General features: G+C 72.9%; 20 protein-coding genes. 6 read left to right on the top strand and 14 right to left on the bottom strand.

What is annotated here, in order from left to right; all coding sequences use genetic code 11:
* Positions 1–38: 38 nt before the first annotated feature.
* The 3 genes from FLW16_RS14520 to FLW16_RS14510 all read right to left on the bottom strand — a co-directional run bounded on the left by FLW16_RS14520 (position 39) and on the right by FLW16_RS14510 (position 6,863).
* A complete protein-coding gene (locus FLW16_RS14520) occupies positions 39–1,703 on the bottom strand; it encodes a wax ester/triacylglycerol synthase family O-acyltransferase (protein ID WP_142560537.1) in 1,665 nt (554 codons plus the stop codon).
* Between the two features lie 61 nt (positions 1,704–1,764).
* Positions 1,765–2,592, bottom strand: a complete 828-nt coding sequence (locus FLW16_RS14515; RefSeq protein ID WP_142560536.1) for a peptidylprolyl isomerase — start codon at positions 2,590–2,592, stop codon at positions 1,765–1,767.
* Positions 2,589–6,863, bottom strand: coding sequence for an NEW3 domain-containing protein (locus tag FLW16_RS14510; protein WP_142560535.1), 4,275 nt, complete (start codon positions 6,861–6,863; stop codon positions 2,589–2,591). The genes FLW16_RS14515 and FLW16_RS14510 overlap by 4 nt, the downstream gene beginning before the upstream one ends.
* A 190-nt stretch (positions 6,864–7,053) precedes the next feature.
* Here FLW16_RS14510 and FLW16_RS14505 point away from each other — a divergent pair, with 190 nt between their 5' ends.
* Positions 7,054–7,347 carry a putative quinol monooxygenase gene (locus FLW16_RS14505; protein WP_142560534.1) on the top strand — a complete coding sequence of 98 codons (294 nt, stop codon included), beginning with the start codon at positions 7,054–7,056 and terminating at the stop codon, positions 7,345–7,347.
* On the opposite strand, the gene FLW16_RS14500 is transcribed toward FLW16_RS14505, so the two are convergent.
* Positions 7,337–8,044: an MBL fold metallo-hydrolase gene (locus tag FLW16_RS14500; RefSeq protein ID WP_142560533.1), complete on the bottom strand. Its 708-nt coding sequence runs from the start codon at positions 8,042–8,044 to the stop codon at positions 7,337–7,339. The genes FLW16_RS14505 and FLW16_RS14500 overlap by 11 nt on opposite strands.
* A 193-nt stretch (positions 8,045–8,237) precedes the next feature.
* Here FLW16_RS14500 and FLW16_RS14495 point away from each other — a divergent pair, with 193 nt between their 5' ends.
* Positions 8,238–10,523 (top strand): glycoside hydrolase family 3 N-terminal domain-containing protein, encoded by a 2,286-nt coding sequence (locus FLW16_RS14495; protein WP_142560532.1) that lies wholly within the window; start codon positions 8,238–8,240, stop codon positions 10,521–10,523.
* 38 nt (positions 10,524–10,561) lie between these two features.
* Here the strand turns inward: FLW16_RS14495 and FLW16_RS14490 are convergent, their stop codons facing one another.
* The 4 genes from FLW16_RS14490 to FLW16_RS14475 all read right to left on the bottom strand — a co-directional run bounded on the left by FLW16_RS14490 (position 10,562) and on the right by FLW16_RS14475 (position 12,744).
* Positions 10,562–10,978, bottom strand: coding sequence for a DUF3592 domain-containing protein (locus tag FLW16_RS14490; protein WP_142560531.1), 417 nt, complete (start codon positions 10,976–10,978; stop codon positions 10,562–10,564).
* A gap of 68 nt (positions 10,979–11,046) precedes the next feature.
* Positions 11,047–11,460 carry a PH domain-containing protein gene (locus FLW16_RS14485; RefSeq protein WP_221891073.1) on the bottom strand — a complete coding sequence of 138 codons (414 nt, stop codon included), beginning with the start codon at positions 11,458–11,460 and terminating at the stop codon, positions 11,047–11,049.
* 113 nt (positions 11,461–11,573) lie between these two features.
* Complete coding sequence (locus FLW16_RS14480; protein WP_142560530.1) at positions 11,574–12,215, bottom strand: DUF5709 domain-containing protein; 642 nt, start codon at positions 12,213–12,215, stop codon at positions 11,574–11,576.
* 37 nt (positions 12,216–12,252) lie between these two features.
* Positions 12,253–12,744 (bottom strand): metallophosphoesterase family protein, encoded by a 492-nt coding sequence (locus FLW16_RS14475; RefSeq protein ID WP_142560529.1) that lies wholly within the window; start codon positions 12,742–12,744, stop codon positions 12,253–12,255.
* Between the two features lie 131 nt (positions 12,745–12,875).
* Here FLW16_RS14475 and FLW16_RS43670 point away from each other — a divergent pair, with 131 nt between their 5' ends.
* A complete protein-coding gene (locus FLW16_RS43670; protein ID WP_185949415.1) occupies positions 12,876–13,016 on the top strand; it encodes a hypothetical protein in 141 nt (46 codons plus the stop codon).
* 90 nt (positions 13,017–13,106) lie between these two features.
* Here the strand turns inward: FLW16_RS43670 and FLW16_RS14470 are convergent, their stop codons facing one another.
* The 3 genes from FLW16_RS14470 to FLW16_RS14460 form a co-directional block, all read right to left on the bottom strand.
* Entirely contained in the window at positions 13,107–13,493 is a 387-nt protein-coding gene (locus FLW16_RS14470; RefSeq protein ID WP_142560528.1) for a hypothetical protein, read from the bottom strand.
* A 126-nt stretch (positions 13,494–13,619) separates the two neighbouring features.
* Entirely contained in the window at positions 13,620–14,573 is a 954-nt protein-coding gene (locus tag FLW16_RS14465; protein ID WP_142560527.1) for a Ppx/GppA phosphatase family protein, read from the bottom strand.
* 68 nt (positions 14,574–14,641) lie between these two features.
* A complete protein-coding gene (locus tag FLW16_RS14460) occupies positions 14,642–15,655 on the bottom strand; it encodes an NADPH:quinone reductase (protein WP_142560526.1) in 1,014 nt (337 codons plus the stop codon).
* Between the two features lie 94 nt (positions 15,656–15,749).
* On the opposite strand from FLW16_RS14460, the gene FLW16_RS14455 reads away from it, so the two are divergent.
* Complete coding sequence (locus FLW16_RS14455) at positions 15,750–17,498, top strand: ATP-dependent DNA helicase RecQ (protein ID WP_142560525.1); 1,749 nt, start codon at positions 15,750–15,752, stop codon at positions 17,496–17,498.
* Positions 17,499–17,623: 125 nt separating this feature from the next.
* A complete protein-coding gene (locus tag FLW16_RS14450) occupies positions 17,624–18,004 on the top strand; it encodes a hypothetical protein (protein ID WP_142560524.1) in 381 nt (126 codons plus the stop codon).
* A 93-nt stretch (positions 18,005–18,097) separates the two neighbouring features.
* Here FLW16_RS14450 and FLW16_RS14445 read toward each other — a convergent pair whose 3' ends face one another.
* Positions 18,098–18,835: a hypothetical protein gene (locus FLW16_RS14445; protein ID WP_142560523.1), complete on the bottom strand. Its 738-nt coding sequence runs from the start codon at positions 18,833–18,835 to the stop codon at positions 18,098–18,100.
* Positions 18,836–19,065: 230 nt separating this feature from the next.
* Between FLW16_RS14445 and FLW16_RS14440 the strand changes: the two genes are divergently transcribed.
* A complete protein-coding gene (locus tag FLW16_RS14440) occupies positions 19,066–21,495 on the top strand; it encodes a Tex family protein (protein ID WP_142560522.1) in 2,430 nt (809 codons plus the stop codon).
* Between the two features lie 810 nt (positions 21,496–22,305).
* On the opposite strand, the gene FLW16_RS14430 is transcribed toward FLW16_RS14440, so the two are convergent.
* Together FLW16_RS14430 and hutU are read right to left on the bottom strand one after the other, a co-directional pair.
* Complete coding sequence (locus tag FLW16_RS14430) at positions 22,306–23,553, bottom strand: allantoate amidohydrolase (protein WP_260615262.1); 1,248 nt, start codon at positions 23,551–23,553, stop codon at positions 22,306–22,308.
* On the bottom strand, positions 23,546–25,210 hold the full coding sequence (gene hutU / locus FLW16_RS14425) for a urocanate hydratase (protein ID WP_260615284.1): 1,665 nt from the start codon (positions 25,208–25,210) through the stop codon (positions 23,546–23,548). Before hutU ends, FLW16_RS14430 begins: the two co-directional genes overlap by 8 nt.
* Positions 25,211–25,268: the final 58 nt, after the last annotated feature.

The following is a 25,268-nucleotide window of genomic DNA, read 5'->3' as shown; positions in this document are numbered from 1 at the left end:
CGCCGCCCTCCGGGTGGCCCGCCGTGGGCGCGGAGGCGTCAGGCGGGCGGCGGCTCCGGAGGCTTGCGCGTCCGCCTCGGCTTCGGCGCCGCGCCCTGCCCCTGCTCCTGCTCCGGCCCCCGCCCCGGCCCGCCGGCCGCTCCCGCGCCGCGCGCCGCCGCGCCCGCCTTCGCCGTCCTTCGCGGCTTCGCGGTCTTCCCAGGCTTTCCGGGCTCCGCGGGCTTTCCCTGCTCCGCCGTCCTCTGCTCGGGCGGGGCCGCCAGAGCGCCGTACTCGGCCAGCGAGTCCCGCAGGTAGTCGATGAGGTCCCACACGTCGGGCACCATGTCGCGGTCGGTGACGATCCCGAAGCCGAGCCTGCCGTCGTAGGAGAACACCGTGATGTTGATCCCCCCGCTGACGTCCGTGATCACCGACATCGGGTAGAGCGCGGTGACCCGCGCCCCGCACACGTAGAGCGGCGTCTGGGGCCCCGGCACGTTGGAGACCAGCAGGTTCATGGCGGGAGCCGCACGCGAGGCGATCCGGAAGGCGGACCTGGCCGCCAGCGCGCTCAGCGCGGCCGGCATCGCCTGGCTGAACTCCAGGAGCCAGGCCGCCGACGCCGCGGCGAGCCGTTCCTTGATCAGGCTCATCGAGCGGTTCACCGACAGCAGCCGGTCGCGGGGGTCGGCCACGTCCGTCGGCAGGGTGGTCATGGTCAGCATGACCTCGTTGGCGGCCGAGCCGTTGGCGGCCTGTCCCCGGGTGGAGACCGGGATCCCGGCCACGAGCGGCTGACGGGGCAGCTCGTCGCGTTTGGCCAGCCAGCGCCGCAGCGCCGTGGCGCACATCGCCATGACGACGTCGTTCACGGTGACGCCGAAGGCGTTCTTGATCCGCTTGACCTCGTCCAGGGGCAACTGGCCGAAGGCGAATCGGCGGTGCCGCGAGATCCGCCCGGAGAACGGCGTCCGCGGCACCACCGTGCGGGGCAGCTCGGGCAGGGGCTCGGCGTCCCCGCCGCCGATGCCCCGGACGAACCGCGAGACCAGCCCCGCCCCCGGGAGCTGCGCCACGAACGGCACCTCGTCCAGCCGCGGCACCGCCTCGGCGATGAATCGCAGCAGGGCGAACGGGTTGTCCAGCACCCGCGCGACACCCCTGATCACCATCTCCACCGCGTCGGGGGCCTGCTGCGGCTCGATCCCGGCCTCCGGAGCGGGAACGGCGGCCGGCTCGGGCTCGAAGTCCATCACGGCGGTAAGCACCTCGGCCCCGGTGACGCCGTCGACGGCGGCGTGGTGGACCTTCGTGTAGATCGCCACCCGGCCCCCGGCCAGGCCGTGGATCAGGTAGATCTCCCACAACGGCCGCCCCCGGTCGAGCCGTGTCCCGTGCAGCCGGGCGACCTGCTCGGCGAGCTTGTGGTCGTCTCCGGGAGGCGGCAGCGCCAGATCCCGTACGTGGTAGTCGAAGTCGACCTCGCGATCCTCCGCCCAGTAGGGGTGGTCGAGCCCGAAGGGCACCTCGACCAGCCGCCTGCGCAGCGGCGGCGCGAGATGGAGCCGCCGCTTGAGCAGCGCGATCAGGTCCTCGCGGGTCAGCGCGCCGCCGGGCCTGCCGGAGGGGTCGAGAATCGTGAGCGCCGCGATGTGCGCGAGGTTGGTGCCCGTCTCGAAGTTGAGGAACTGCGCGTCGAAGGCGCTGACTTGCTGTGCCATGCCTACTCACGTGCCCCGAAACGCCGGGGTCGGACCGCCAGGAACCGGGTGTTTCGCATGGTCAGTGCCGGTGGTCGGCGTCGGGCTGGGCCGGGTCGGCCGGATGCTCGTGCCCCGGCGTGAGCACGACCGCGTCGGCGTGCCGTGCGTCGAGCCACCGGGCGAAGGCCCGCTCCTCGTTCTCCTTCGCCAGCTCCGCGCGGATCCGCTCCCGCACGGCCGCGTACGGCTCTCGCCGCGCCGCCTCGATCCGCTCGACCACCAGGGTCCAGGGGCCGCCGGGGCCCTCCACGGGCCCGATCGTCTCACCTTCGCGGGCGGCGAAGACCGCGTCCTCGAGCGGCCCGGCGATCTCCCCGCGCCGGACCGCGCCGAACGGAAGGACCCAGCGTGTCTCCGGCGTGGTGAACCGGTCGAGGTTGCGCCGGTAGTAGTCGCGCACCTCCTCCTCGGACGGCTCGCGCCCCGCGGACAGCGCCCGGCACACCGCCCTGGCGGCCGGCGTCGTCACCAGGACGGCGGCCGCGACGCCGCCCGTGCGGAGCGCGCCGGCCGGCGTGAGCACCGCCCGCGGCCCCGGCGGGGCCGGATGCCCGGCCGGCAGGCCGAGACGGGCCGCCTCCTGCTCGGCCAGCGCCTCGGCCACCATGACCTGCACCAGCCAGCGGCGCAGGTTGCGGCCCTCGGCGGTCTCCGGGCGCGGCAGCCGGGCCGCGAGCGGGCCGCTGCGCAGCAGGCGTAGCCGCCGGTCCACCTCGGCGACCGTGATCACTCGATCCCCCGCCGTCGCCGCGGCCCGCACGGCAGGCGGACCCGAGCGCCGCCCGCCGTCCTCTCCGCGTGCCGCCGGTGCGGCGCCGCCGGTCGGGGGTGCGTCCGGGCCGTTCACCGCTCGACCTCGACCTCGATCGTGTCGGTGTAGTGCAGCCACCCGGCGCAGGCGATCTTCACGAGCGCCCACCAGCGGCCCGGGCGAGCGCCGGGCGGCACGCGTACCGGGAAGCGCACCTCCGCCTCGCCCTCGGGCGGCACGACGGCCCCGCCGTTCCACTCGGGGAACATCTCGAACGTCTGCCACGGGCTGACGAGCTGCGCCTGCGCGGCGACCGGCGACCGCGCCTCGGACCGCAACCGCACCACGACCTCCGCCCGGCCGCCGGGCGTCAGCCGCAGGTGTGGCGGGTGGCCGAGACCCTCCAGCGTCACCTCCAGCCCCGGCGACCGCCGCCCGCCCTCCCCCGGCCGGAACACGTGCAGCCGGGTCACGTCCTCGTACGCCTGGCCGCCGAACTCGGTGCGCGCGGCGAGCAGGTGGAGGCCGGCCTCGGCACCGGGGGGCGGTGTGAGCCGCACCGGCACGGTGGCGTGGCCTCCCGGAGGCAGCACGTACGGCCGGACGGCGGGCGCCACCGACCAGCCGTCGGGGGCCGTGAGCGTGACCACGCCCTCCGCCCGGTCTTCCGTGAGGCTGGAGGCGATGGTCAGGGTCAGGTCCACCGGCCCCGCGACGTCCAGGTCGGGCGGGGACAGGTGCACGGCGACCGGCAGATCGCCCATCGGCGCGGGCCCGGTGTTGCCGAGCCAGTAGCGCGTGTGAACGGGCTGGTGCGGCTCGGTCTCCGGCACCGCGGGGACGGCCCCGCCGTCCGCCACCCTGCCGTCCGTCCCCACGCCGTCCGTCCCCGCGCCTTCCGGCGGCGGACCGGGACGGAGCGGAGCGACCAGCGTGACGATCTCCATGCCGTCGAGTGTGCCGGGGGCGTCCCCGGTGACGTTCTCCAGAAGATCGGCCCGCCGCCACGGTCCCAGGGGCAGTGTCGTGGCGACCGACAGCGGGACGGTCCCGCCGCCGGCCTCGTGGACGCGGGCGGTCAGCGCGGTCACCGGACCGGGCGTCCGGCCCGAGGCGATCGGGTTCCCGGCCGCCTTGAGCGCGGTGAGGACCAGGCCGGGCCCGGTCTCCAGGAACGACCGCGACTCGCCCGCCGGTCCGTCCTGCCAGTCCCGCCCGTCATGCCCCGTGGTCGCCGCCAGCGGGTGGTTGACGTCGTGGCCGAGCCGTACGAGATCGGCCGCGCGCCAGTCGCCCGGGGCGGCCACCAGCGAGCACTCGAACGAGTGGGTCCAGTGCTGGAGCTGGAAGCCGGAACCGTCGGGCGCGGTGCGGCGCGGCGGGTCGATCCACACGCCGGACGGCCAGCCGGTGCACGATCGCATCAGAGACACGTGCAACGCTCCCGAAGGATCGACCGCGAAGCCCGGGATGCCCCGGTTCACCAGCCCGATCGTGTAGTCGTCGAGAACCGCGTCGGCAGGCTCGGCGTCCGTCACCACCTCCACGGCCGCGTCGGCGAGGTCCGCGACCAGCTCCCCGACCGCGCCCTCGCCGCAGACCACGAGCACCGGAAGGTCGCGGGGGCCGGTGAGATCCGCGCCGGGCACCCAGACCTTCTCCAGCGGCTCGTCGGCGGGCACCCACAGGCGGGCCCGGCCCTCGGCGTCGAGACGCGCGCGCAGCTCCGCGGCCTCCGCGTCGTCCAGCAGCGCCGCGACGAACGGGTTCTCCTCCGGCGTGCCGATCGCGATGCGCACGTCGGGCAGGTTGGAGTCCACGGCGAGGTCGCCGTACCGGGGGCCGGGCCCGGTGGAACACGTCGAGGTCACCCCCTGCCGTACGAGCGCCACGGCGAGGTCTCTCAGGTCGCCGGCGGCCGCGTCCCGCGGCGCGATGATCTCGGCGACGCCGACGGCCCGCGCGCCGAGGGGGCGTCCGGCGGGCGAGCGCAGCGCGACGCGGGCCGTGGACGACAGCGCGAACCAGTTGTGCGCGGGGTTGTCCAGCGTCCACGGGTGCTCCGCGGAGTCCACGTCGATCAGGCCGAACCCGCGGCCGACGACGGCGCCGGCGACCTCGCTCACCGGCAGCGCCCCCGGCACCCGCACCGGCCAGCGCAGCCGGAGCAGCACGTCGGAGCCGTGGAACTCGTCCACGTGGGTGGTGAGGTCCACCCGCGGCAGCCCGTCCCAGAGCGTGATCTCCTGCGTGTAGACGACCGGGCCGACCCGGCCGCCGACGGTGATCCGCCGGCCCGCGGGGCACTCGGCGACGGTGACCTCCGCGGGGGAGGCGGCCGAGCCGCTCACCCCGCCGCTCGGCACCAGGTGCCAGGGGCCCTCGCCGAAGCGGGGGTGGGCCGGGTGCTCGTCGTAGACAAGCAGTTCGTTGCCCACCCGGTCCTGCTGCAGCAGCTCGCGGCCCCCGACGGTGAGGCTCGACACCGCCCCGCCGCGCTCGGGGTCGACCTCCACCGCGTGCGTGGCGTTCTCGATCCTGCTCCCCTCGCGTACGGCCCAGCCGATGGGGGCGGGCTCGGCGGTGGGCACCAGCCGGAACGTGCGATACCCGAGCGCGGGCACGTCGCCGGCGACGAAGACCGCGTCCACGGCCGCGAGGCTGCCGTCGGGGTGCCGCTCGGGATGCTCGAGCAGCAGACCGCGCGCGGGCGGGTCGAGCGCGACGCCGTACGCCCCCGGCTCGGGCAGCGTCAGCCGCACGCGGACGAGGTCGGTCCTGGGCCAGGAGGAGGGGTTCCAGACGGCGACGCCGGTCAGCCCCTCGCCGAGGCGGCGCAGCGAGGCGTCGAGGACCCGCCCGCCCAGGTCGTACGCCTCCCGCCAGCCCGTCATCAGGTCGAGGTAGACCTGGTCGGACTCCGACCCGGTGATGCCGTCGTGGTGCGCGCCGTACGCGATCTGACGCCAGGCCTTGTCGAGGGCGGCGTGCGGGTAGGGCGCGCCGAGGGTCGCCGCGGCGACGGCGGCGAACTTCTCGGCGTCGGCGAGCCGCGTCTCGGCGTGCCGCTGCGCCTGTTTCGTGTCGATGTACGACACGTCCTTGCCGGTGTAGATCGGGTTCATGTCCCGCGTCTGCGGCGTCAGGCGGACGCCCTCGTCCCGCACGGCGGCGAAGAACTCCCTCGGCAGCCCGCACACGAAGCGGGGCGAGACGTAGCGCCGGTTCCAGTCGCGCTGGATCTCCATGACCCACTTGTTGGGCGGGGTGTAGTCGGTGCCGACGGGCAGCAGCACGTTGCGGGTCGCGGCGACCTTCTTGAGCAGCGTGAACAGTTCGTAGACGGCCGCCTCGGCCTGCTCCAGGGCCGGCGCGGAGTCCATCCACCACCCGGCGCTGTAGTGGGCCGGCATGTAGTGGGTCGTGACCCCGCGCCCCGACGGCGACAGCCACTCGAACTCCGAGGGGAACTGCATGACCGACGGGTCGCCCCAGCCGCCGCGGGCGAGCATCGGGCCCCATTGGTGGTAGGGCCCGCGCGCCCACGAGCTGGAGGTCAGCCCCGCCTCGGCGATCAGGCCGGGGAACTGGGGGTCGTGCCCGAACGCGTCGAGCTGCCAGGCCGTCGCCGGATCGCCGCCGAGCACGTCGCGCTGGAAGCCGATCCCGTGGACGATGTTGCGGATCGTCGCCTCCGGGCCGGTCAGGTTGGTGTTCGGCTCGTTGTACGTGCCGCCCATGATCTCCAGCCGGCCCTCCGCGAGCAGGCGACGCAGGTATGCCCGGTCCTCGGGGTGGGCGTTCCAGTACGGCTTGAGGTAGTCGACCTCCGCGAGCACGAACTTGTATTCGGGCTCCCTTCTGGCGGTGTCGAGGTGGAGCCGGACGAGGTCGAATCCCGCGTGCTGGAACTCCTGCCGGTTCGCCTGCGCCAGGCCGCCCGCCTGGTCCCAGGTGGCGGTGTAGGCGGCCTGGGTGTTCCACCAGACCGGGTCGTAGTGGAAGTGGGGGATCATCCAGACCGTCCACCCCGGCTCGGCCACGAGCAGTTCGCCCTCGGCCGTGCACCGCTCCCGGCCCGCGGCGGCCCGCACGGTGATCGGGACGCGCGCGCCCGGGACCGCGGCGGGCGCGGCCGCCTCCACCGGCACCTCCACCATCAGGGGCAGCCGGGCCGGCACCGGCACCGTGCCGGGCGGCCGCCCGTCCGCCGTGTGCTCGCCCCGCACCCCGGGGCCGGTGACCTCGACCACCGGGGACGTGTCGTCCGGCACCTCGTCGAGGACGACGCGGACCACCTGGCGCGGGCCCTCGCCGGTGGCCATGCGGACGAACAGCTCGGTGGATTCGACGGCGGTGATGCGCATGCGCACCCCTAACTGCGGCTCCCCACGGCGGCCGCTGGGGGACAGGTGACGGTCGAGACATCCCCCTTCCGCACCGGCCTCACCCCTGCGATCTCGGCGGCCGTCCCGCTGCGGTACCGCTTCCACGTGCCGCGCCGTACGCTGATCATGATCCGCGGTTCAGAGGTCCTGCACGAGAGGAGACCGGACGGTGTCGGTATGCGTGGCGATCCTGCGGGCCAAGCCCGAACACGCGGGCGAGGTGGAGGCGACGCTTCGCGACATCGCCGCCGTCACCCGGGACGAGGAGGGAGCCGTGGCCTTCGTGCTCCATCGGCAGGGCCCCGACACGTTCATCATCTACGAGAAGTACGTGGACGACGCAGCGCGCGAGGCCCACTTCGCGATGCCGTACGTCTCGGGTTTCGTGGCCAGGTTCGGCGAGCTGCTCGTCGCCGAGCCCCAGATCGAGTTCGCCGAGGAGCTGGCCGGCTTCACCCGGTGAGGCGGGCCGCGGCGTCCCTGATGAGTCCGGAGGCGCCCTCGGTGACGGGCTCGCCGTGGCCGAAGCAGGCGATCTCGGCGTCGAGGGCCGCCTGCCGTGCGAGCGAGGCGACCGCACCGGCCGGATCGGCGTTGAACACGCCGAGGATGACCTGCCCGTCGGGGGCGCGGGCGACGGTGTCACCGGTGAACAGCACGCCCGGTCCGGGCAGGTGCACCGCGAGGCTGCCGGGAGTGTGACCGGGCACGGCCAGCACACGCGCCCCGCCGCCGAAGTCCAGCGTGTCGCCGTCGCCCAGCTCGCGGTCCACGCGCACGGGCGGCGCGGGCACGTGCGGCATGCCCGCGTGGACCGCGTCCCACAGCTCCCGCTCCCATCCGGACAGGATCGGCGCAGGTCCGGCCGCCTCGCCCCGGACGAAGGGCGCGTCGTCGCGGTGGGCGTACACGGTGACCTCGCCCCAGGAGGCGATGTCGGCGGCCGAGCCGGCGTGGTCCTCGTGGAAGTGCGTCAGCACCAGGCGCCGCACGTCGGACGGCGAGTGCCCGAGTGAACGAACGGCGTCCTCGATGAGCGGCGCGGAGCCGGGAAGCCCTGAGTCGATCAGGGTCAGCCCGTCAGGGTCACGCCACAGGTAGACGTGCCCGACGGGAAAGCGCAGGAAATACAGGCTCGGGAGCAGTTCGACCAGATCCATGTGGCGACGCTAGGTCCGCCCGGCCGCCCGCCGGCGCGATCTTCGCTCGCAGCGGATCCGCCCTCGGCGGAAGCCGGGCCGCGTGCGTGAAACTTTCCTCGCCCACGGCTGGTGGCGAGTGTCCGGGAGTCACATCGTTTGACCCGAATTCGCGGCGATTCCTACGGTCGGCGGGGACATCGAGGAGGACGTGATGACATCCCGGCTGAGACCCGTCTGGATACCCGCGCTCGTCGCGCTGCTCGCCGTGGCGCTGGGCGCCGTCTTCATCGGCGATCGCGAGGCCGCGCGGGCGGCGGACGCCCCCTACAAGGATCCGAGCCTTCCGGTGAGTGCGCGGGTGGACGACCTGCTGTCCAGGATGTCGCTCGACGACAAGGTCGGGCAGATGACCCAGGCCGACCGGTCGGCCCTGACGACGGTCTCCGACGTGGCGACCTACCGGCTGGGCTCGATCCTGTCCGGCGGCGGCTCTGCGCCCTCCCCGAACACCCCGTCGTCCTGGGCCGACATGTACGACAACTTCCAGCGGCAGGCGCTGTCCACCCCGCTCGGCATCCCGATGATCTACGGGATCGACGCCGTGCACGGGAACAACAACGTGGTCGGCGCCACGATCTTCCCGCACAACATCGGGCTCGGGGCGACCCGCGACCCCGATCTGGTGGAGCGGGTCGGGCGGGCGACGGCCGAGGAGGTGGCGGGCACCGGAATCGACTGGACCTTCGCCCCCTGCCTGTGCGTGGCCCGCAACGACCGCTGGGGGCGCACGTACGAGTCCTTCAGCGAGGACCCGCAGCTCGTCACCCAGATGACGACGATCGTCGACGGCTTCCAGAAGGCCGGGAACGCCTCCATCCTCGCGACCGCCAAGCACTACGTGGGCGACGGCGGCACCACGGGCGGCAGGGACCAGGGCAACACCGAGCTCAGCGAGGCCGACCTGCGGGCCATCCACCTCGCGCCGTTCAGGGCCGCCGTGCAGCGCGGGGTGGGCTCCGTCATGGTGTCCTACAGCTCCTGGAACGGCGTGAAGATGCACGGCAACAAGTACCTGCTCACCGACGTGCTGAAGGGCGAGCTGGGCTTCACCGGCTTCGTGGTCACCGACTGGGCGGGCATCGACCAGCTCGACGGCCAGACCGGCTTCACGGCGAGCGAGATCACCACGGCGATCAACGCGGGCGTCGACATGGTGATGGTGCCGACCGACTTCAAGAGATTCGTCTCGCTGCTGAAGTCGGAGGTCCAGGCCGGGCGCATTGCGATGTCACGGATCGACGACGCCAACCGGCGCATCCTTACGAAGAAGTTCGAGCTGGGGCTGTTCGAGAGGCCGCTGACCGACCGGTCCTACACCTCCACCGTGGGCGGCGCGGCACACCGCGCCATCGCCCGCGAGGCCGTGCGCAAGTCGCTGGTCCTGCTGAAGAACGCGGGCAACGTGCTCCCGCTCGGCAAGAGCGGCGGCAAGATCTTCGTGGCCGGCAAGAGCGCCGACGACATCGGCAACCAGAGCGGCGGCTGGACGATCAGCTGGCAGGGCTCGTCCGGGAACATCACGCAGGGGACCACGATCCTGCAGGGCATCCGCGACGCCGTCGGCTCCGGCACGCAGGTCACCTACAACCGCGACGGCAGCGGCATCGACTCCTCCTACCGCGCGGCGATCGCCGTCGTGGGCGAGACGCCGTACGCGGAGGGGCAGGGCGACCGGACCGGGTCGATGGGCCTCGACTCCACCGACCTGGCCACGCTGCAGCGGCTCAAGGCGTCCGGCGTGCCGCTGGTCGTGGTCCTCGTCTCCGGCCGGCCGCTGGACGTCGCCGCTCAGGTCGACCAGTGGAACGCGCTGGTGGCGGCCTGGCTGCCGGGCACCGAGGGACGCGGCGTGGCCGACGTGCTGTTCGGCGACCACGCCCCGAGCGGGAAGCTGCCGATGACGTGGCCGCGCAGCGCCGACCAGGAGCCGATCAACGCCGGGGACGGCAAGCAGGCGCTGTTCGAATACGGCTTCGGGCTGACCTACACGGGTTCCAGCCCGTCCCCCTCCCCATCGCCCTCACCCTCCCCATCACCGTCCGCGTCGCCTTCTCCGTCCCCCAGCCCCTCGCCCAGCGCCAGCGCGTCGCCCTCGTCGTCGCCGTCGCCGTCGTCCGGCGGGTGTGTGGTGACCTACAAGGTGAACGACTGGGGCAGCGGCTTCACCGCCGACGTGACGATCACCAACAGGTCGTCGAGCCCGGTCAACGGCTGGCGGCTCCAGTGGACCTACGCCGGAGACCAGAAGGTCACCGGCTACTGGAACTCGACGATCACCCAGTCGGGCCGGCAGGTCACCGCGTCCAACGCCACCTGGAACGGAACCATCGGCGCGGGCGGCGGCACGGCGAGCTTCGGCTTCCAGGGGTCCTACAGCGGCGCCAACCCCGCCCCCACCGCCTTCACCCTGAACGGGGCGGCCTGCGCGACCGAATGACCCATGCGCCGGAGGGGGCGGGGACGGAACGTCTGGGCTCAGAACGCCTGGGCCAGCGCCACCCCCGCCCCCGCGGTGAACAGGACGATGCCGACCGCGAGGAAGATGCCGCCGAGGAGCGTGCCGCTCCCGGCCGCGCTGTCGATGCGGATCCGTGTCGGCCTGGCCGGGTCGTACAGCACCGTGACCTCCTCACCCGGCCGCGCGGGCGGCGGGTTGCTCCCGTAGGTGGTCTCGGCCTCGACCTGCTGGCCGTAGACGGTCGTGAAACGAATGATCGGGTAGTACGAGGTCCCGTCGTCGGACCGGCTCGCCCGCAGCCCGACGACCAGGCCGCGGGTGCGCTGCGCCCGGCGGCGGAACTCCCGGGCGTTCATGGTGATGCCGCCGCCGATGAGGCCGAAGACGAGCCCGAGACCCGAGAGGATCAGTGTGATGAGAGCGGTTTGTGACACGGTCGGACCTTAGGGCCCCACGCTTGCGATCGGCTTGCACCGTTCCCGAACCGCGACGCGCGCACGGATCAGGGGCGCATCCGCATGAGCGTCTCGGCCACGTCGACGACCGGCTCGCCGAGGTCGAAACGGCTGAACAGGTGGATCTGCTCGCCGGCGTCGATCTCCAGCAACTCGGTCGTCAGGCCGTAGCGGCGGTGGGCATCCACCCGGATGCGGTCCACGTCGTTCCAGGAGATGCGTTCCCGGCCGGAGAGCCCGGTGACGACCAGCCCGTCCTCCCCCGCCGTGAGCCGCACCGGCGCGACCAGGTCGCGGCCGGTCAGCAGGCCGAAGCCCAGGGTGGCCACGCCGGCGAGGAAGAGCTGCGCGCCGTCGCCGGCGACCGCCAGCACACCGCACAGCATCGTGCCGACGGCCTTCAGCGCAACGATCCCGCGCGGCACCCGCCATTCGTGCCGCGGCTCCTCAACTCCCGCCATCGAGGCAGCGTAACGAATGCGAGGTCCTCTCGCGGCTCCTTCCCCGCCCCGCACGCCACGCGGCGGCGGCCCGGCCGCACGGCCGCCGCCGTCTCCCCCTGTGGCGTCTCGTCCTACGGCGTCTCGTCCTCCACGCGCATCGCCTGCTCCTCCGCCGTGTAGCCGCCGAAATCCGGCCCCACATCCTCGGCGATCATGTCCTTCTCGGTGTCCACGCCCATGCCGCCGTCCGGATCGACGAGCCGACCGGCCCGGCCGGGCTCCGCGGTGCCGTACCTGCCGGGCTGGGCGGGGTCGGCGGTCGCGTAATCGGCCGGTTCGCCGGACCCGTAGCCGCCCGCCTCGTCGCCCGTGCCGGTCCCGTACCTCTCGTACGGCTCGTCGCCGCCCTCGCCGAGGACGTCGGCCTTGGCTCCGGAGGAGTAGGCGAGCTCGTCCTCGGAGGAGTCGAGCAGTTCGTCGTCGGCCTCGCCCGCCTTCTCCTCGCGACGGCCACCCGCCGTGCCGGGCTCCGTGCCGAACCGGACGTCCACGTCGGGGACCTCACGGGACAGGCGGCGGCCGATGGACTCGCCCTCGCGCATCTCGTTGGGCGTGGTGCCGTACTCGTCGAGGCCCAGGGGCCGGTCGCCGGGCAGCGGCATCTCCTGCGGGTCCTCGGCCCACTGCTGCTCGGGCGTGCCCTCCTGCAGGTCCGGAATGCCTTCGTCCTCGAACCGCGAACGCGGGTCGGGCTGTGGTTTGTTCTCTCTCATACCGGCCCCATGCCCCGCCGTACGGCCCTTAGGCAGGTCAGGTGACGGGGACGATCTCGGCCCGCCGCAGCACGCCGCCCTCGACGTCGAGGATTCCGATGGTGCCGTGCGGCTGGCGGCGGCGGTCGGTGGGCGAACCGGGGTTGAACACCCGCACCCCGTCGCCGGTCAGATCCATGGGGATGTGCGAGTGGCCGAAGACGACCAGGTCGGCCTCGGGGAAGCGGCGCCGCATCCGCGCGGTCCGTCCGGCGGCCTGTCCGCTGTCGTGGATCATCGCCACCCGGAGCCCGCCGAGGTCGAGTTCGAGGGTCTCGGGGGCGCCCCAGGCCGCGACGTCCGGGCCGTCGTTGTTGCCGAGCACCGCATGGACCGGAGCGTACGCGGACAGCTCCACCAGGACGCCGGCGGTGCAGACATCGCCGGCGTGCAGGATCAGGTCCGCCCCTCGCAGGTGCTCGGCGACCGCGGGCGGGCAGGACTTCCAGCGCCGGGGAGCGTGGGTGTCCGCGAGCACGACGACCTTCACCGTTCCATCTTCCCCGCAGAGAAGAGGTGCCAAATCACATATTCGGGGAATAGAGATGCACGACCCGCACGACCCTCATGTCCTGCACCCCTACACCGGTCTCCCCCGGCCGGTCCCGCTCGGGAGGAACGATGAGCAGGCAGATCGCCGACGGCTTCCAGGCCCCCACCCTGTCCGAGCTCGAGGCGCGCGTACGCGGGCTGGAGACTCAGGTCGCCCACCTCACCGAACTGGTCAAGACGCTGTCCGGCCAGAGCAGGGAGAGCCGCTGACGACGGCCGGTCCGGCGGCGAGGCGCCCCGGACGACGGCGTCCCCGCCAGGAAAGACCTGACGGGGACGCCGACGCCGGCGTGGGCCTCGCTACGCGCGACGCGCGGAGGCGGCGACGGCCCGGACCTGCCGGTCCAGGCCCCGGCCCGCGGCGCGCCCGTTCACGTGTCCGTTGCCGGACGCGTTGACGGGCGTGTTCCCGGACGCGTTGACGGGCGTGTTCCCGGACGCGTTGACGGGCGTGTTCCCGGACGCGTTGACGGGCGTGTTCCCGGACGCGTTGACGGGCGTCTTCCCGGACGCGTCCGCGCCCGTGCCCGCCGGGACGGGCGCCGCCCGCCCGTAGGACTCGTGCCCGGTGCCCACCGCCATCACGCCCAGCCATACGAGGGTCGCGATCGCGATGACCACCACGGCTCCGAGCACCAGCACCGCCACCGCCGCCAGGGAGACCACGGCTCCCAGCAGCTCCACCATTTAGATTCCTCCAGAGGTCGACCCCGATTACGGCACTCCGGTGGCCGGTGGACGATCACCTGCCACGTAGAGGAACGGAAATTGCCGATTATTGGTGCCTTGCCCCGTTTGGATGACCTTCATACCTTACTGATCGGCCACCGGGGGCCGACCCATGGGCAGGCCGTCGAGCCTGCGCAGGATCACGCCCTCCCGCAGTGCCCACGGGCAGATCTCCAGCACCGGCAGCTCGAACAGGTCCATCGCGGCGTCCGCGACGACCGCGCCGGCGAGAAGCTGCGCGGCCCGCCCCGCGGACACGCCGGGAAGCTCCGCCCGGCGGTCCGCCGGCATGGTGGCCAGCCGGGCCGTCCACTCGACCAGGTCCTCGTGTGTCAGCGTCCGCTTGACGTACGGGCCCTCGCCGGACGACGCCGCCCCCGCGATGCGCGCGAGCTGGCGGAAGGTCTTGGACGTGGCGACCGCGTGGTCCGGCCTGCCGTACCTGGCGACCGCCCCGACCGTCCGCGCGATCTCGGTGCGTACGTGCCGCCGCAGCACGCGGACCTCTTCGGGATCGGGCGGGTCGGCGGTGAACCAGTCGCGGGTGAGCCGTCCGGCGCCGAGCGGGAGGGAGACGGCGACGTCGGGCTCCTCGTCGATGCCGGAGGCGATCTCCAGCGACCCGCCCCCGATGTCGGTCACCAGCAGCCGCCCCGAGGACCAGCCGAACCAGCGGCGGACGGCCAGGAACGTCAGCCTGGCCTCGTCGTCCCCCGACAGCACCTGGATGTCCACCCGGGTGTCGGCCTTGATCTGGGCCAGCACGTCCTCGCCGTTGACCGCGTCGCGGACCGCCGAGGTGGCGAAGGCGACCAGGTCCTCCACGCCCTTGTCCTCCGCGATGCGGGCCGCTTCGCGCACGAAGGCGCCGAGCCGCGCCGCGCCCTCCTCGCTGAGCCTGTCGCCGTCGACGAGATGCTCGGCCAGCCGCAGCTCCTCCTTGTGGGAGAACGCGGGCAGAGGCCGGGCACCCTGATGCGCGTCCATCACCAGCAGGTGCACCGTGTTGGAACCGACGTCCAGGACTCCGAGTCGCATGCCCTCGACGCTACCGCCCGCGCGGAAAAGATCCATGGCCCCTCCCGGCCCCCGGCCTCACAGGGGGCTCACTCCGGTGCGACGTCCACGAGCACCTTGCCGACCGCACCCGACTCGACCGCGTCGTGGGCGTCCGCCGTACGCTCCAGCGGGAAGTGGTGGAGGGGCAGCCCGGCCTCCTCCCCCACCCGCAGCGCCCCCGCCGCGACCGCCGCGCGCACGTCCGCCACCGCGGCGTCCTTGGCGGCCTCGGGAACCGTGTAGACGAGCACGAACTGGTAGCGGATGTTGCGGGTGAACAGCTCCCGCACCGAGAGCGCGACCTCGTCTCCCCCGTTGTTCGCGTACACCGCTACGACCCCCTGCGGCGCGGTGACCGCCCTGTCCAGGGCGGCGTTCGGTCCCGGCGCGACCTCCACCACGATGTCGGCGCCCTCCGGGGCCACGGCGCGGATCTCCGCCGCCGGGTCCCCGTGACGGTAGTCGACCACGTGGTGCGCCCCCGCGGCCCGGGCCAGCGCCGCCTTCTCCGGCCCGCTGACCGTGGTCACCACGGTCGCCCCGGCCCAGCGGGCGAGCTGGATCGCCGCGTTGCCCACGGCCCCGGCGCCGCCCGCGACCAGGACGGTCCTGCCGTCGAGGGCCCCGGGGGCGAGCCGGTCCGGCCCGCCCTCGGCCACGGTCAGGCAGCGATGCGCGGTCAGCGCGGGGATGCCGAGGCTCGCACCGAGGTCGAGGGAGGCTCCGTCCGGCAGCGGCACGACCTGCCGCTCGGGCAGGACGACGTACTCCTGAGCGGTGCCGTCCGGCCGCCCCCAGGCGGCCTCCCAGAGCCACACCCGGTCTCCCTTGGCCACTCCTGTCACGCCCGGCCCGGTGGCGTCCACGATTCCGGCGCCGTCCTGGTTCGGCACGGCCTCCGGGTGGCTCAGCGCGTTCCGCCGCGCCTTCCAGTCGGTCGGGTTGACGCCCGAGCGCACCACCCGCACGCGTACCTCTCCGGGCCCCGGCTCGGGCACCGGCCGGTCGGTCAGGCGCAGGACACCGCTGTCACCGGTCTCGGAATACACAATCGCTCTCATATCGGCTCTAAGCCGCCGGGTCCCTGACGCTATTCCGGTTCGGCCCTTTCCGCTCGGGTAGTTGCAGGCCGATCCGGCGAGGGGGTGCGGTGGAATGAGCGTCAGGCAGAGGTACGGGGGCCTGTCCGGCGGAAGGCCCGGCGACAGGCTCGCGGGCACGGGGGGCGGCTGGTCGAGGGACTGGTCGGGAAGCTGGGCCAGGGGCTGGGCGGGGGGGCGCTGCGGCCGGCACTTCGGACGCAGGGGCAGGCGCCTGCGGGCCACGGCCAGGGAGGCGTTCGGCTGGCAGCAGCTGCGCCCGGGCCAGCAGGAGGCGATGGAGCTCCTGCTCGCCGGGCGCGACGTGCTGCTCGTGATGCCGACCGGCGGCGGCAAGTCCGCCGTCTACCAGGTGCCCGGGTTGCTCCTGGAGGGCCCGACGGTCGTCGTCTCGCCGCTCATCGCCCTGCAGCGCGACCAGGTCATGGGCCTGCTGAAGGCGGGAGCCGCGGGTGCGGTGGCCGTCAACTCGGCCGGCTCGGTCGAGGCGGGGCTCGACCAGGTCACGGCGGGCGACGCCGAGTACGTGTTCCTGTCGCCGGAGCAGCTCGCCAAACCCGAGGTGGTCGAGCGGCTGGCCAAGGCCCGGCCCTCCCTGATCGCCGTGGACGAGGCGCACTGCGTGTCCGCCTGGGGCCATGACTTCCGGCCGGAGTACCTGCGGCTCGGCAAGGTCATCGAGCAACTGGGCCATCCCCCGGTGATCGCGATGACGGCCACGGCCGCGCCGACCGTGCGCGAGGAGATCGTCGAGTCGCTCGGCCTGATCGGGGCCCAGCAGATCGTGCGGGGATTCGACCGGCCCAACCTCCGTCTCGAGGTCCACCGCTTCACGAGCGACGACGACAAGCGCAGGGCCCTGGCCGACCACGCCGCCGGGCTGGACGGCGTCGGGCTGATCTACGTGGCGACGCGGCGCCAGGCCGAGGAGTTCGCCGGCCTGCTGAAGGAGCGCGGCCGCCGGGCCGAGGCGTACCACGCGGGGATGAAGGCGAAGGAACGCCGCAGCATCCACGAGCGGTTCCAGGACGACGACCTCGACACCGTCGTGGCGACCTCGGCCTTCGGGATGGGCATCGACAAGCACGACGTTCGCTACGTGCTGCACGCCGCACCCCCCGAGTCGCTCGACGCGTACTACCAGGAGATCGGCCGGGCGGGCCGGGACGGCAACCCGGCCGACGCCGTGCTGTTCTACCGGCCCGAGGACCTGGGGCTGCGCAAGTTCTTCGCGGCGGGCCGGGCGGACGCGGCCCTGATGCGGCGCGTCGCGACGCTGGTCCACGAGCACGGCGGGGAGGTGGCCGCCGCCGACCTGCGCGAGCTCCTCGACATCGGGGCCGCCAGGCTGACCTCGCACGTCAACCTGCTGGAACGGGCGGGCGCGGTCGAGGTCACCCACGGCGGCGCCCTGTGCTACGCGCCGGACGGCCCGCCGCCGGACGAGGCCGCCGCCCGCGCTGTGGAGATCGACGACCTCCGGCACCGGATGGAGGACTCCCGGCTGGAGATGATGCGCGGCTACGCGGAGACGACCGGCTGCCGGCGCCGCTTCCTGCTGGAGTACTTCGGCGAGCCGTACGAGCGGTCGTGCGGCGACTGCGACACCTGCCGCTCCGGGACGGCGACCCCGCCGGAGACCGGCGACGGGCGGTTCCCGATGCACGCGGACGTACGGCACGCCGAGTGGGGGCACGGGATCGTGATGAGCCGCGAGCAGGACCGGATCACGGTGCTGTTCGACTCCGTGGGCTACAAGACGCTGGCGCTCGGCCTGGTCGACGAGCTGCTCGAAGTGGTTTGACGGATCACGAGAAGCACCCGCCCGGCTGGGCAATCATTACCGATCGTGTCCTTGGCACCACTTGCAGTGGTTTCACCCTGTGTTGAGACTCGTAGGCGGGGGTCGTGAATTCGGGGGTGGTAACGGTGCGGGAGGAAGTCGGCACCAGGGAGGCGTGGCCGTTCGAGTGCCTGCACTGCCTGCTGGTCTGGGAGGAGGAGTACGTCGTCCACCGCACGCGCGACGAGCAGGGCGTCGACGTCGTGGTGTGGATTCGTGGAGACGTGGCCGTCGAGCCGCCCTGGTCCGGGACGACCTGCCCCGGATGCGGCTGCGGGACCGTGACCACGTTCCCCACCGGCTACCTGGCCCACCACCCGGAGATCACGCTGGGCCGGCCCGCGCTGGACGCCCCGGCAGGCGAGACGCCCGCACGGCGCGCGCCGTTCGCCTCGCACGCGCTGCTCACCCTCGCGCTCCTTCTGCTGACCGGGGCAGGACTGTACGAGCGGCTCCACGTCCGCTGAGCACGCGCCGGGGCCGCGGGCGGCCTCCGGTGGAGGTCCGCCAGGCCACGGCGGGGGCAGGTGGAGTGGAGTGCCCGGAAGGACCGGTTGTGGTCACCGCGGCTCGGTGCGGCCGTACAGCCGCTCGTATTCGGCGAGGTCGGCGGTCGCGACCACCGCCCCCGACGCGAGGCGCCGGATGCCCGGCGGGTCGGCCGAGACGCGGTCGACCGGCACCCCTTCCACGTCGCTCGACTTGTACGGGTAGCGTTCTCCGGCGTTGGCCCGCACCGACTGCTCGTATCGCGTCTCCGCCAGATCGCGGCTCGGATAGTCGATGACCCGCCAGTCCCCGCCCGACTCACGGATCCTTTCGAGCACGAAGCGCACGCCGTCGTCGAACGGATCGCGGTATTCGGTCAGGGTGATGGCTCCCTCGAACAGGGAGTGCGTCTCCGTGCGGCGCAACGTCGTGCCGCCCTGGAAGGCGCCGCAATAGGTCTCCCAGCGCCGTTCCTTGAGGGTGCCCCAGCTGCCGTAGAGGCATTCGGGCTCGTTCTGGTCGTACAGAACGCGTGAGCCGTCGCTGCGCCGCACCGTGTAGAAGGGCTTGTGGGTGCAGGGCACCTGCTCCCACCGCCCCTGGTGCATGGCCATCAACCGGCGTATCGCCGCCCACGCCGCGTGCTTGTCCGGAAATCGGCGCGCGCCGAATCCCATGTGGTCGACGTACCACTCCCGGCCGCGCAGCGATCCCACCTGGATATGCGTGGGGCCGTCCATCGGGCCGGAGTCGCGCAATTCCCACTGCATCGCGGGCCGGAATCGCCTCGTGTCCGCGTCGAGCGGCATACCGGGATTCATATGCACGACAAGGACGATAAGCCCGTCGTCCTTTCTCCTCCAATGGCCGGGCGGAGAATTCGAAGGCGGCGGGACGGACGACGGCGGCGGCCGGCATCAGGCCCCGCACCGGTTGTCCACAGGTGGAGCGAGGGGGCCCGGCGGATCCGGCAGAATGAGAGCCTCCGGAGAGGGTGGCCCCCGGAGAGGCCGGACTCGGAAGAAGGCGGATCAGGATCGTGACGACGTCCATTCAGCAGCGGATCGCCGAAGAGCTCGGCGTGCGCGAGAGTCAGGTCACCGCGGCCGTCGACCTGCTCGACGGCGGGGCGACGGTGCCGTTCATCGCCCGCTACCGCAAGGAGGCCACGGGCGCGCTCGACGACGCCCAGCTGCGCACGCTGGAGGAGCGGCTGCGCTACCTGCGCGAGCTGGAGGAGCGGCGGGCCGCCATCCTCGACTCGATCCGCTCGCAGGGCAAGCTCGACGAGGCCCTGGAAGCGCGGATCATGGAGGCCGACTCGAAGGCCCGGCTGGAGGACATCTACCTGCCCTTCAAGCCCAAGCGCCGCACCAAGGCGCAGATCGCCAGGGAGCTGGGGCTGGAGCCGCTGGCGGACGCGCTGCTCGCCGACCCGTCGCTGGACCCCCAGGCGACCGCCGAGGGGTACGTGCGCGAGGGCGTGGCCGACGCCGCCGCCGCGCTGGAGGGCGCCAGGGCCATCCTGGTCGAGCGTTTCGCCGAGGACGCCGACCTCATCGGCGACCTCCGGGAGCGAATGTGGTCCCGCGGGCGGCTGATCTCCCAGGTGCGGGAGGACAAGCAGGAGTCCGGGGCCAAGTTCTCCGACTACTTCGACTTCTCCGAGCCCTTCACCCGCCTGCCCTCGCACCGCATCCTCGCGATGTTCCGGGGCGAGAAGGAGGAGGTGCTCACGCTCACCCTCGACCCGGAGGCCGAGGAGCCGAACGACTACGAGGCGCGGATCGCCCGGCGCTTCGGCATCGCCGACCTCGGCCGCCCGGCCGACAAGTGGCTGCTCGACACCGTGCGCTGGGCCTGGCGGACCCGCGTTCTCGTGCACCTGGGCATCGACCTGCGCACCCGGTTGTGGCAGGCGGCCGAGGAGGAGGCCGTGCGCGTGTTCGCCGCCAACCTTCGCGACCTGCTGCTGGCCGCCCCCGCCGGGGCGAGGCCGACCATGGGCCTCGACCCGGGGCTGCGCACCGGCGTGAAGGTCGCGGTCGTGGACGGCACCGGCAAGGTCGTGGCCACCGAGACGATCTATCCGCACGAGCCCAAGCGGCAGTGGGACCAGTCGCTCGCGGTGCTGGCCCGGCTGGCGACCGAGCACAAGGTGGAGCTGATCGCCATCGGCAACGGCACCGCGTCGCGGGAGACCGACAAGCTCGCCGGTGAGCTGGTCAAGCACATGCCGCACCTCACCAAGATCGTGGTCTCGGAGGCCGGGGCCTCGGTGTACTCCGCGTCGGCCTACGCCTCGCAGGAGCTGCCGGGCCTGGACGTCTCGCTGCGCGGCGCGGTGTCGATCGCGCGGCGTCTGCAGGACCCGCTGGCCGAGCTGGTGAAGATCGACCCCAAGTCCATCGGCGTCGGCCAGTACCAGCACGACGTGTCCGAGGTGAAGCTTTCGCGCTCGCTCGACGCGGTGGTGGAGGACTGCGTGAACGCGGTGGGTGTGGACGTCAACACCGCGTCCCCCCCGCTGCTGACCCGCGTCTCCGGCATCAGCGCCGGACTGGCGGAGAACATCGTGGCGCACCGTGACGCCAACGGGCCGTTCCGCTCACGGACCGGGCTGAAGGAGGTGCCGCGGCTCGGCCCGAAGGCGTTCGAGCAGTGCGCGGGCTTCCTGCGGATCCCGGGCGGCGACGACCCGCTCGACGCCTCCAGCGTGCACCCGGAGGCCTACCCGGTGGTGCGCCGCATCCTCGACTTCACCAAGGGCGACCTGCGCACGCTGATCGGCAACACCTCGGCGCTCCGGTCGCTGAAGCCGTCGGAGTTCGTCGACGACACCTTCGGCCTGCCGACCGTCACCGACATCCTCAAGGAACTGGAGAAGCCGGGCCGCGACCCCCGCCCGGCCTTCAAGACCGCCACCTTCAAGGAGGGCGTCGAGAAGCCGTCCGACCTGTCGCCCGGCATGATCCTGGAGGGCGTCGTCACCAACGTCGCCGCGTTCGGGGCGTTCGTCGACATCGGCGTGCACCAGGACGGCCTGGTCCACGTGTCCGCGATGTCCAACTCGTTCGTGAAGGACCCCCGCGAGGTGGTCAAGCCGGGCGACATCGTCCGGGTCAAGGTGCTCGACGTGGACCTCCAGCGCAAGCGCATCTCGCTCACGCTTCGGCTGGACGACGAGACGGCGGGCAACGGCCGCAAGGGCGGGCCGAACGGCGAGGCCCGCGACGACCGGCAGGGCGGCCGGCGTGGCCAGCAGCGCCAGAACCCGTCCCGTCAGAACCCTTCCCGCCAAGACCAGGGTGGCCAGAACCAGGGTGGCCAGAACCGGGGTGGCAGGGGCGGGGCGGGCCGCGGCAACGGCCGGGGCTCGGGCGGCGCGCCGCTGGGCGGGGCCATGGCCGAGGCCCTGCGCCGGGCCGGTCTGGCCGACCCCGGCTCCGGCGACCGCCGCTCCCGCTGACGGTCCCACTCGATCCGGGCTCTCTCGCCCGGCGTCCGTCTTCGGTGCGCCGGGCCCCGTCCGCCCGTGATGGAAAATGCCCCGCGAAGCGATACGCGGGGCACAGGGTTGATCAGGCACGATGGACGGTCATTGGGTCACTGCTGCTGCTGCTGCTGTTGCTGCTGCTGCTGACCCCCACGGCCGTGCTGCTGCTGTTGTTGCTGCTGCTGCTGTTGCTGCCCGCCGCGGCCCTGTTGCTGCTGTTGCTGTTGTTGCTGCTGCTGCGGTAACTCCTCCCGGTGGTGGCGATGGTGACGGTGACGGTGCCTGTCGCGGCATCTGCCCCCTGGGCAGTCCCCCGTGGTCGACGGCCGGATGACCTGCTCGGTCGTGCCGGCGGCGCTGGCGGGCTGCGTCTGCATCGCGACTGGGACGACGAGGGCCGAAGCCGTCATGACGGCAGCAGCCAATGCTTCTTTGAACATGGGTATCCCTCCGTCGGCTCCGTGATGAGAAAGCGGACGACATCCGAATTCACGGAGCTCGAATCGATCCATCGAACCCTGGATCTGGACCCTGATTCTCACGCTAGAGGCAGCAAACGCCCCAGTCACCCATCAGGGGGCAAATAAGCATTTTTTGGCACCAAAAGCGCATAGGCCCGGCAGTACGGGGAATGCCCGTCTCCATTCGAACAGGTCGGCGATTACGGCTTTGCCGAGACCCGGAGTGAATTCCCCTTGATTTGGGATTCCGATTGTTGCTTCCATGACATCGAAGGTCCTCACGACCGCCGCCGTGTCGCCCGAGGCAAGGCTGTCCCCGCGCTCAGCGAGCGGCGCGGAGGCCGTCGGCGGCCGACGTGAGCAGGTCCTCCAGGACGGAGGCGAGGGCGGCGACCCCGGCGAGGCAGTCGGCCTCATCGGCGTGCTCGTACGGCGAGTGCGAGACGCCCGTGGGATTGCGCACGAACAGCATGGCCGCCGGGACCTCGCCGGCGAGGATGCCCGCGTCGTGCCCCGCCCCCGTGGGCAGCACGGGCGCGCCGCCGAGGACGCGCGCGACGCGGTCACGAAGGGGCACGTCGAAGTTCACGACCGCCGTGTAGGACTCCCGGGTCACCTCGGCCCCCTCGGCCGCCCGGGCCGTCTCCTCGACGAGCCTGTCCAGCAGGGCGGCGTCCGGCGCCCGGCAGTCGAGCCAGGCGCTGACCAGCGACGCGATGGCGTTGGTGCCGTTGGGCTCGACCCTGATCCTGCCGAAGGTGGCCAGGGCCCCCAGACGCTCGGCGTTCGCCCTGGCGGCCAGCACCGCCGCCGCGTACGCCGGCATGGGATCGCGCCGGTCCTCCAGCCGGGTGGTCCCGGCGTGGTTGGCCTCCCCCCGGAAGTCGAAGCGCCAGCGGCCGTGCGGCCAGATCGCGGAGGCGACGCCGACCGGGTGCGGCGTGGCGGCGAGGTGGCGGCCCTGCTCCACGTGCAACTCCACGAACGCGCCGATCCGCGCGAGGCGCTCGTCGTCACGCCCGGCGGCTCCCGGGTCGCGTCCCGCCCGTTCCATCGCCGCCGTGAGGGTGACGCCGTCCGCGTCGCGCAGCGCCCCCGCCGTCTCGGGACGGACCGCGCCGGTCATCAGCCGCGATCCCAGGCAGGCGAGGCCGAATCTGGCTCCCTCCTCCTCGGTGAAGTTCACCACCGCCAGCGGCCGCTCAGGCCCGAGCCCGCGCGCCCGCAGCGCGTCGAGCGCGGCGAACGCTCCCACCACGCCGAGCGGGCCGTCGTACGCCCCGCCGTCGGGCACCGAGTCCAGGTGTGAGCCGGTCACCACGGCGTCGCCCGCCGTGGGATCGCCCAGCCACGCCCACTGGTTGCCGTTGCCGTCGGTCTCGTACGCCAGGCCACGTTCCCGGGCCTGTTCGGCGAACCAGGCCCGGGACTCCGCGTCGGCCGCCGTCCAGGCGTGCCGGCGGTATCCGCCCGTCGCGTCGCACCGGCCCACGGGGAGCAGGTCGCGCCACATTCCGCGGAAGCCGTCCGCCACCTCCTCCGGCAGAACGCGCGCCGCCCCCTCAGACATCGGCGTCGGGGCCGGCCGGCTCCGCCTCGGCCATCGGAACGCGTACGCCGCGCTCCCCGGCGACCTCGGCGGCACGGTCGTATCCGGCGTCCACGTGCCGGATCACGCCCATGCCCGGGTCGTTGGTCAGCACCCGGCGGATCTTCTCCCCCGCCAGCGGCGTGCCGTCGGCGACGGTGACCTGTCCGGCATGGATGGAACGGCCGATGCCGACCCCGCCGCCGTGGTGGATCGACACCCAGGACGCGCCGGAGGCGACGTTGACCATGGCGTTGAGCAGCGGCCAGTCGGCGATCGCGTCGGAGCCGTCCAGCATGCCCTCCGTCTCGCGGTAGGGCGAGGCGACCGAGCCGCAGTCGAGGTGGTCGCGCCCGATCACGATGGGCGCGGAGATCTCCCCTGAGGCGACGAGGTCGTTGAACCGCTCGCCGGCCCGGTCGCGCTCGCCGTACCCCAGCCAGCAGATCCGCGCGGGCAGGCCCTGGAATCGCACCCGCTCCCCCGCCATCCGGATCCACCGGGCCAGCGGCTCGTTGTCGGGGAAGAGTTCGAGGATCGCGCGGTCGGTCGTCGCGATGTCGGCCGGGTCGCCGGACAGCGCCGCCCACCGGAACGGGCCCTTCCCCTCGCAGAACAGCGGCCGGATGTAGGCCGGCACGAATCCCGGGAAGTCGAACGCCCGGGCATACCCGGCGAGGCTCGCCTCGCCTCTGATCGAGTTGCCGTAGTCGAACACCTCCGCGCCCGCGTCCTGGAAGCCGACCATCGCCTCGACGTGCCGGGCCATCGACTCGCGGGCCCGGCGGGTGAAGCCCTCGGGGTCCTTGCGCGCCAGCTCGGCCATGTCCTCGAACGCGACGCCAAGCGGCAGGTAGGCCAGCGGGTCGTGCGCACTCGTCTGGTCGGTCACGACGTCGATCTCCGCACCCCCCGCGAGCAGTGCGGGCACGGCCTCGGCCGCGTTGGCCACGACTCCGATCGACAGCGGGCGGCGCGCGTCCCTGGCCTGGTACGCCAGGCGCAGCGCCTCGTCCAGGCTCTCGGCCCGGACGTCGAGGTAGTGGTGGCCGATGCGGCGCTCGACGCTGCGCGGGTCGCAGTCGACGCAGATCGCCACGCCGCCGTTCATCGTGACCGCGAGCGGCTGCGCGCCGCCCATGCCGCCGAGCCCGGCGGTGAGCGTGATCGTCCCGGCGAGACTGCCGCCGAACCGCTTGGCCGCGACCGCCGCGAACGTCTCGTACGTCCCCTGCAGGATGCCCTGGGTGCCGATGTAGATCCACGAACCGGCCGTCATCTGCCCGTACATCGTGAGCCCGAGCCGCTCCAGCCGCCGGAACTCCGGCCACGTCGCCCAGTCGCCAACGAGGTTGGAGTTGGCGATGAGCACCCGGGGAGCCCACTCGTGGGTGGTCATCACGCCGACCGGCCGGCCCGACTGCACCAGCAGCGTCTCGTCGGCCCGCAGGGTGGTGAGCTCGCGCACGATCGCGTCATACGACGGCCAGTCGCGGGCCGCCTTGCCGCTGCCGCCGTAGACGACGAGCCGCTCCGGATGCTCTGCGACCTCGGGGTCGAGGTTGTTCATGAGCATGCGCAGGGCGGCCTCCTGCTGCCAGCCCCGCGTGTTCAGCGTGCCGCCGCGCGGAGCTCGGATGGGAGCCCGGTCGTACGGGGCCCTGTTGGTGAGACTGTCGTCGAGGGCGCTGCCGCCG

The organism is Microbispora sp. KK1-11, assembly GCF_006874435.1.
Lineage (GTDB): Bacteria > Actinomycetota > Actinomycetes > Streptosporangiales > Streptosporangiaceae > Microbispora > Microbispora catharanthi.
This window is presented reverse-complemented; position numbering and strand designations above follow the sequence as displayed.

Coding starts and splice junctions, on each gene's coding strand:
- FLW16_RS14520 (WP_142560537.1), bottom strand. CDS start 1,703: ATGGCACAGCAAGTCAGCGCCTTCGACGCGCAGTTCCTCAACTTCGAG.
- FLW16_RS14510 (WP_142560535.1), bottom strand. CDS start 6,863: ATGCGCATCACCGCCGTCGAATCCACCGAGCTGTTCGTCCGCATGGCC.
- FLW16_RS14500 (WP_142560533.1), bottom strand. CDS start 8,044: ATGGATCTGGTCGAACTGCTCCCGAGCCTGTATTTCCTGCGCTTTCCC.
- FLW16_RS14495 (WP_142560532.1), top strand. CDS start 8,238: ATGACATCCCGGCTGAGACCCGTCTGGATACCCGCGCTCGTCGCGCTG.
- FLW16_RS14485 (WP_221891073.1), bottom strand. CDS start 11,460: ATGGCGGGAGTTGAGGAGCCGCGGCACGAATGGCGGGTGCCGCGCGGG.
- FLW16_RS14480 (WP_142560530.1), bottom strand. CDS start 12,215: ATGAGAGAGAACAAACCACAGCCCGACCCGCGTTCGCGGTTCGAGGAC.
- FLW16_RS43670 (WP_185949415.1), top strand. CDS start 12,876: ATGAGCAGGCAGATCGCCGACGGCTTCCAGGCCCCCACCCTGTCCGAG.
- FLW16_RS14470 (WP_142560528.1), bottom strand. CDS start 13,493: ATGGTGGAGCTGCTGGGAGCCGTGGTCTCCCTGGCGGCGGTGGCGGTG.
- FLW16_RS14465 (WP_142560527.1), bottom strand. CDS start 14,573: ATGCGACTCGGAGTCCTGGACGTCGGTTCCAACACGGTGCACCTGCTG.
- FLW16_RS14460 (WP_142560526.1), bottom strand. CDS start 15,655: ATGAGAGCGATTGTGTATTCCGAGACCGGTGACAGCGGTGTCCTGCGC.
- FLW16_RS14455 (WP_142560525.1), top strand. CDS start 15,750: ATGAGCGTCAGGCAGAGGTACGGGGGCCTGTCCGGCGGAAGGCCCGGC.
- FLW16_RS14445 (WP_142560523.1), bottom strand. CDS start 18,835: ATGCCGCTCGACGCGGACACGAGGCGATTCCGGCCCGCGATGCAGTGG.
- FLW16_RS14430 (WP_260615262.1), bottom strand. CDS start 23,553: ATGTCTGAGGGGGCGGCGCGCGTTCTGCCGGAGGAGGTGGCGGACGGC.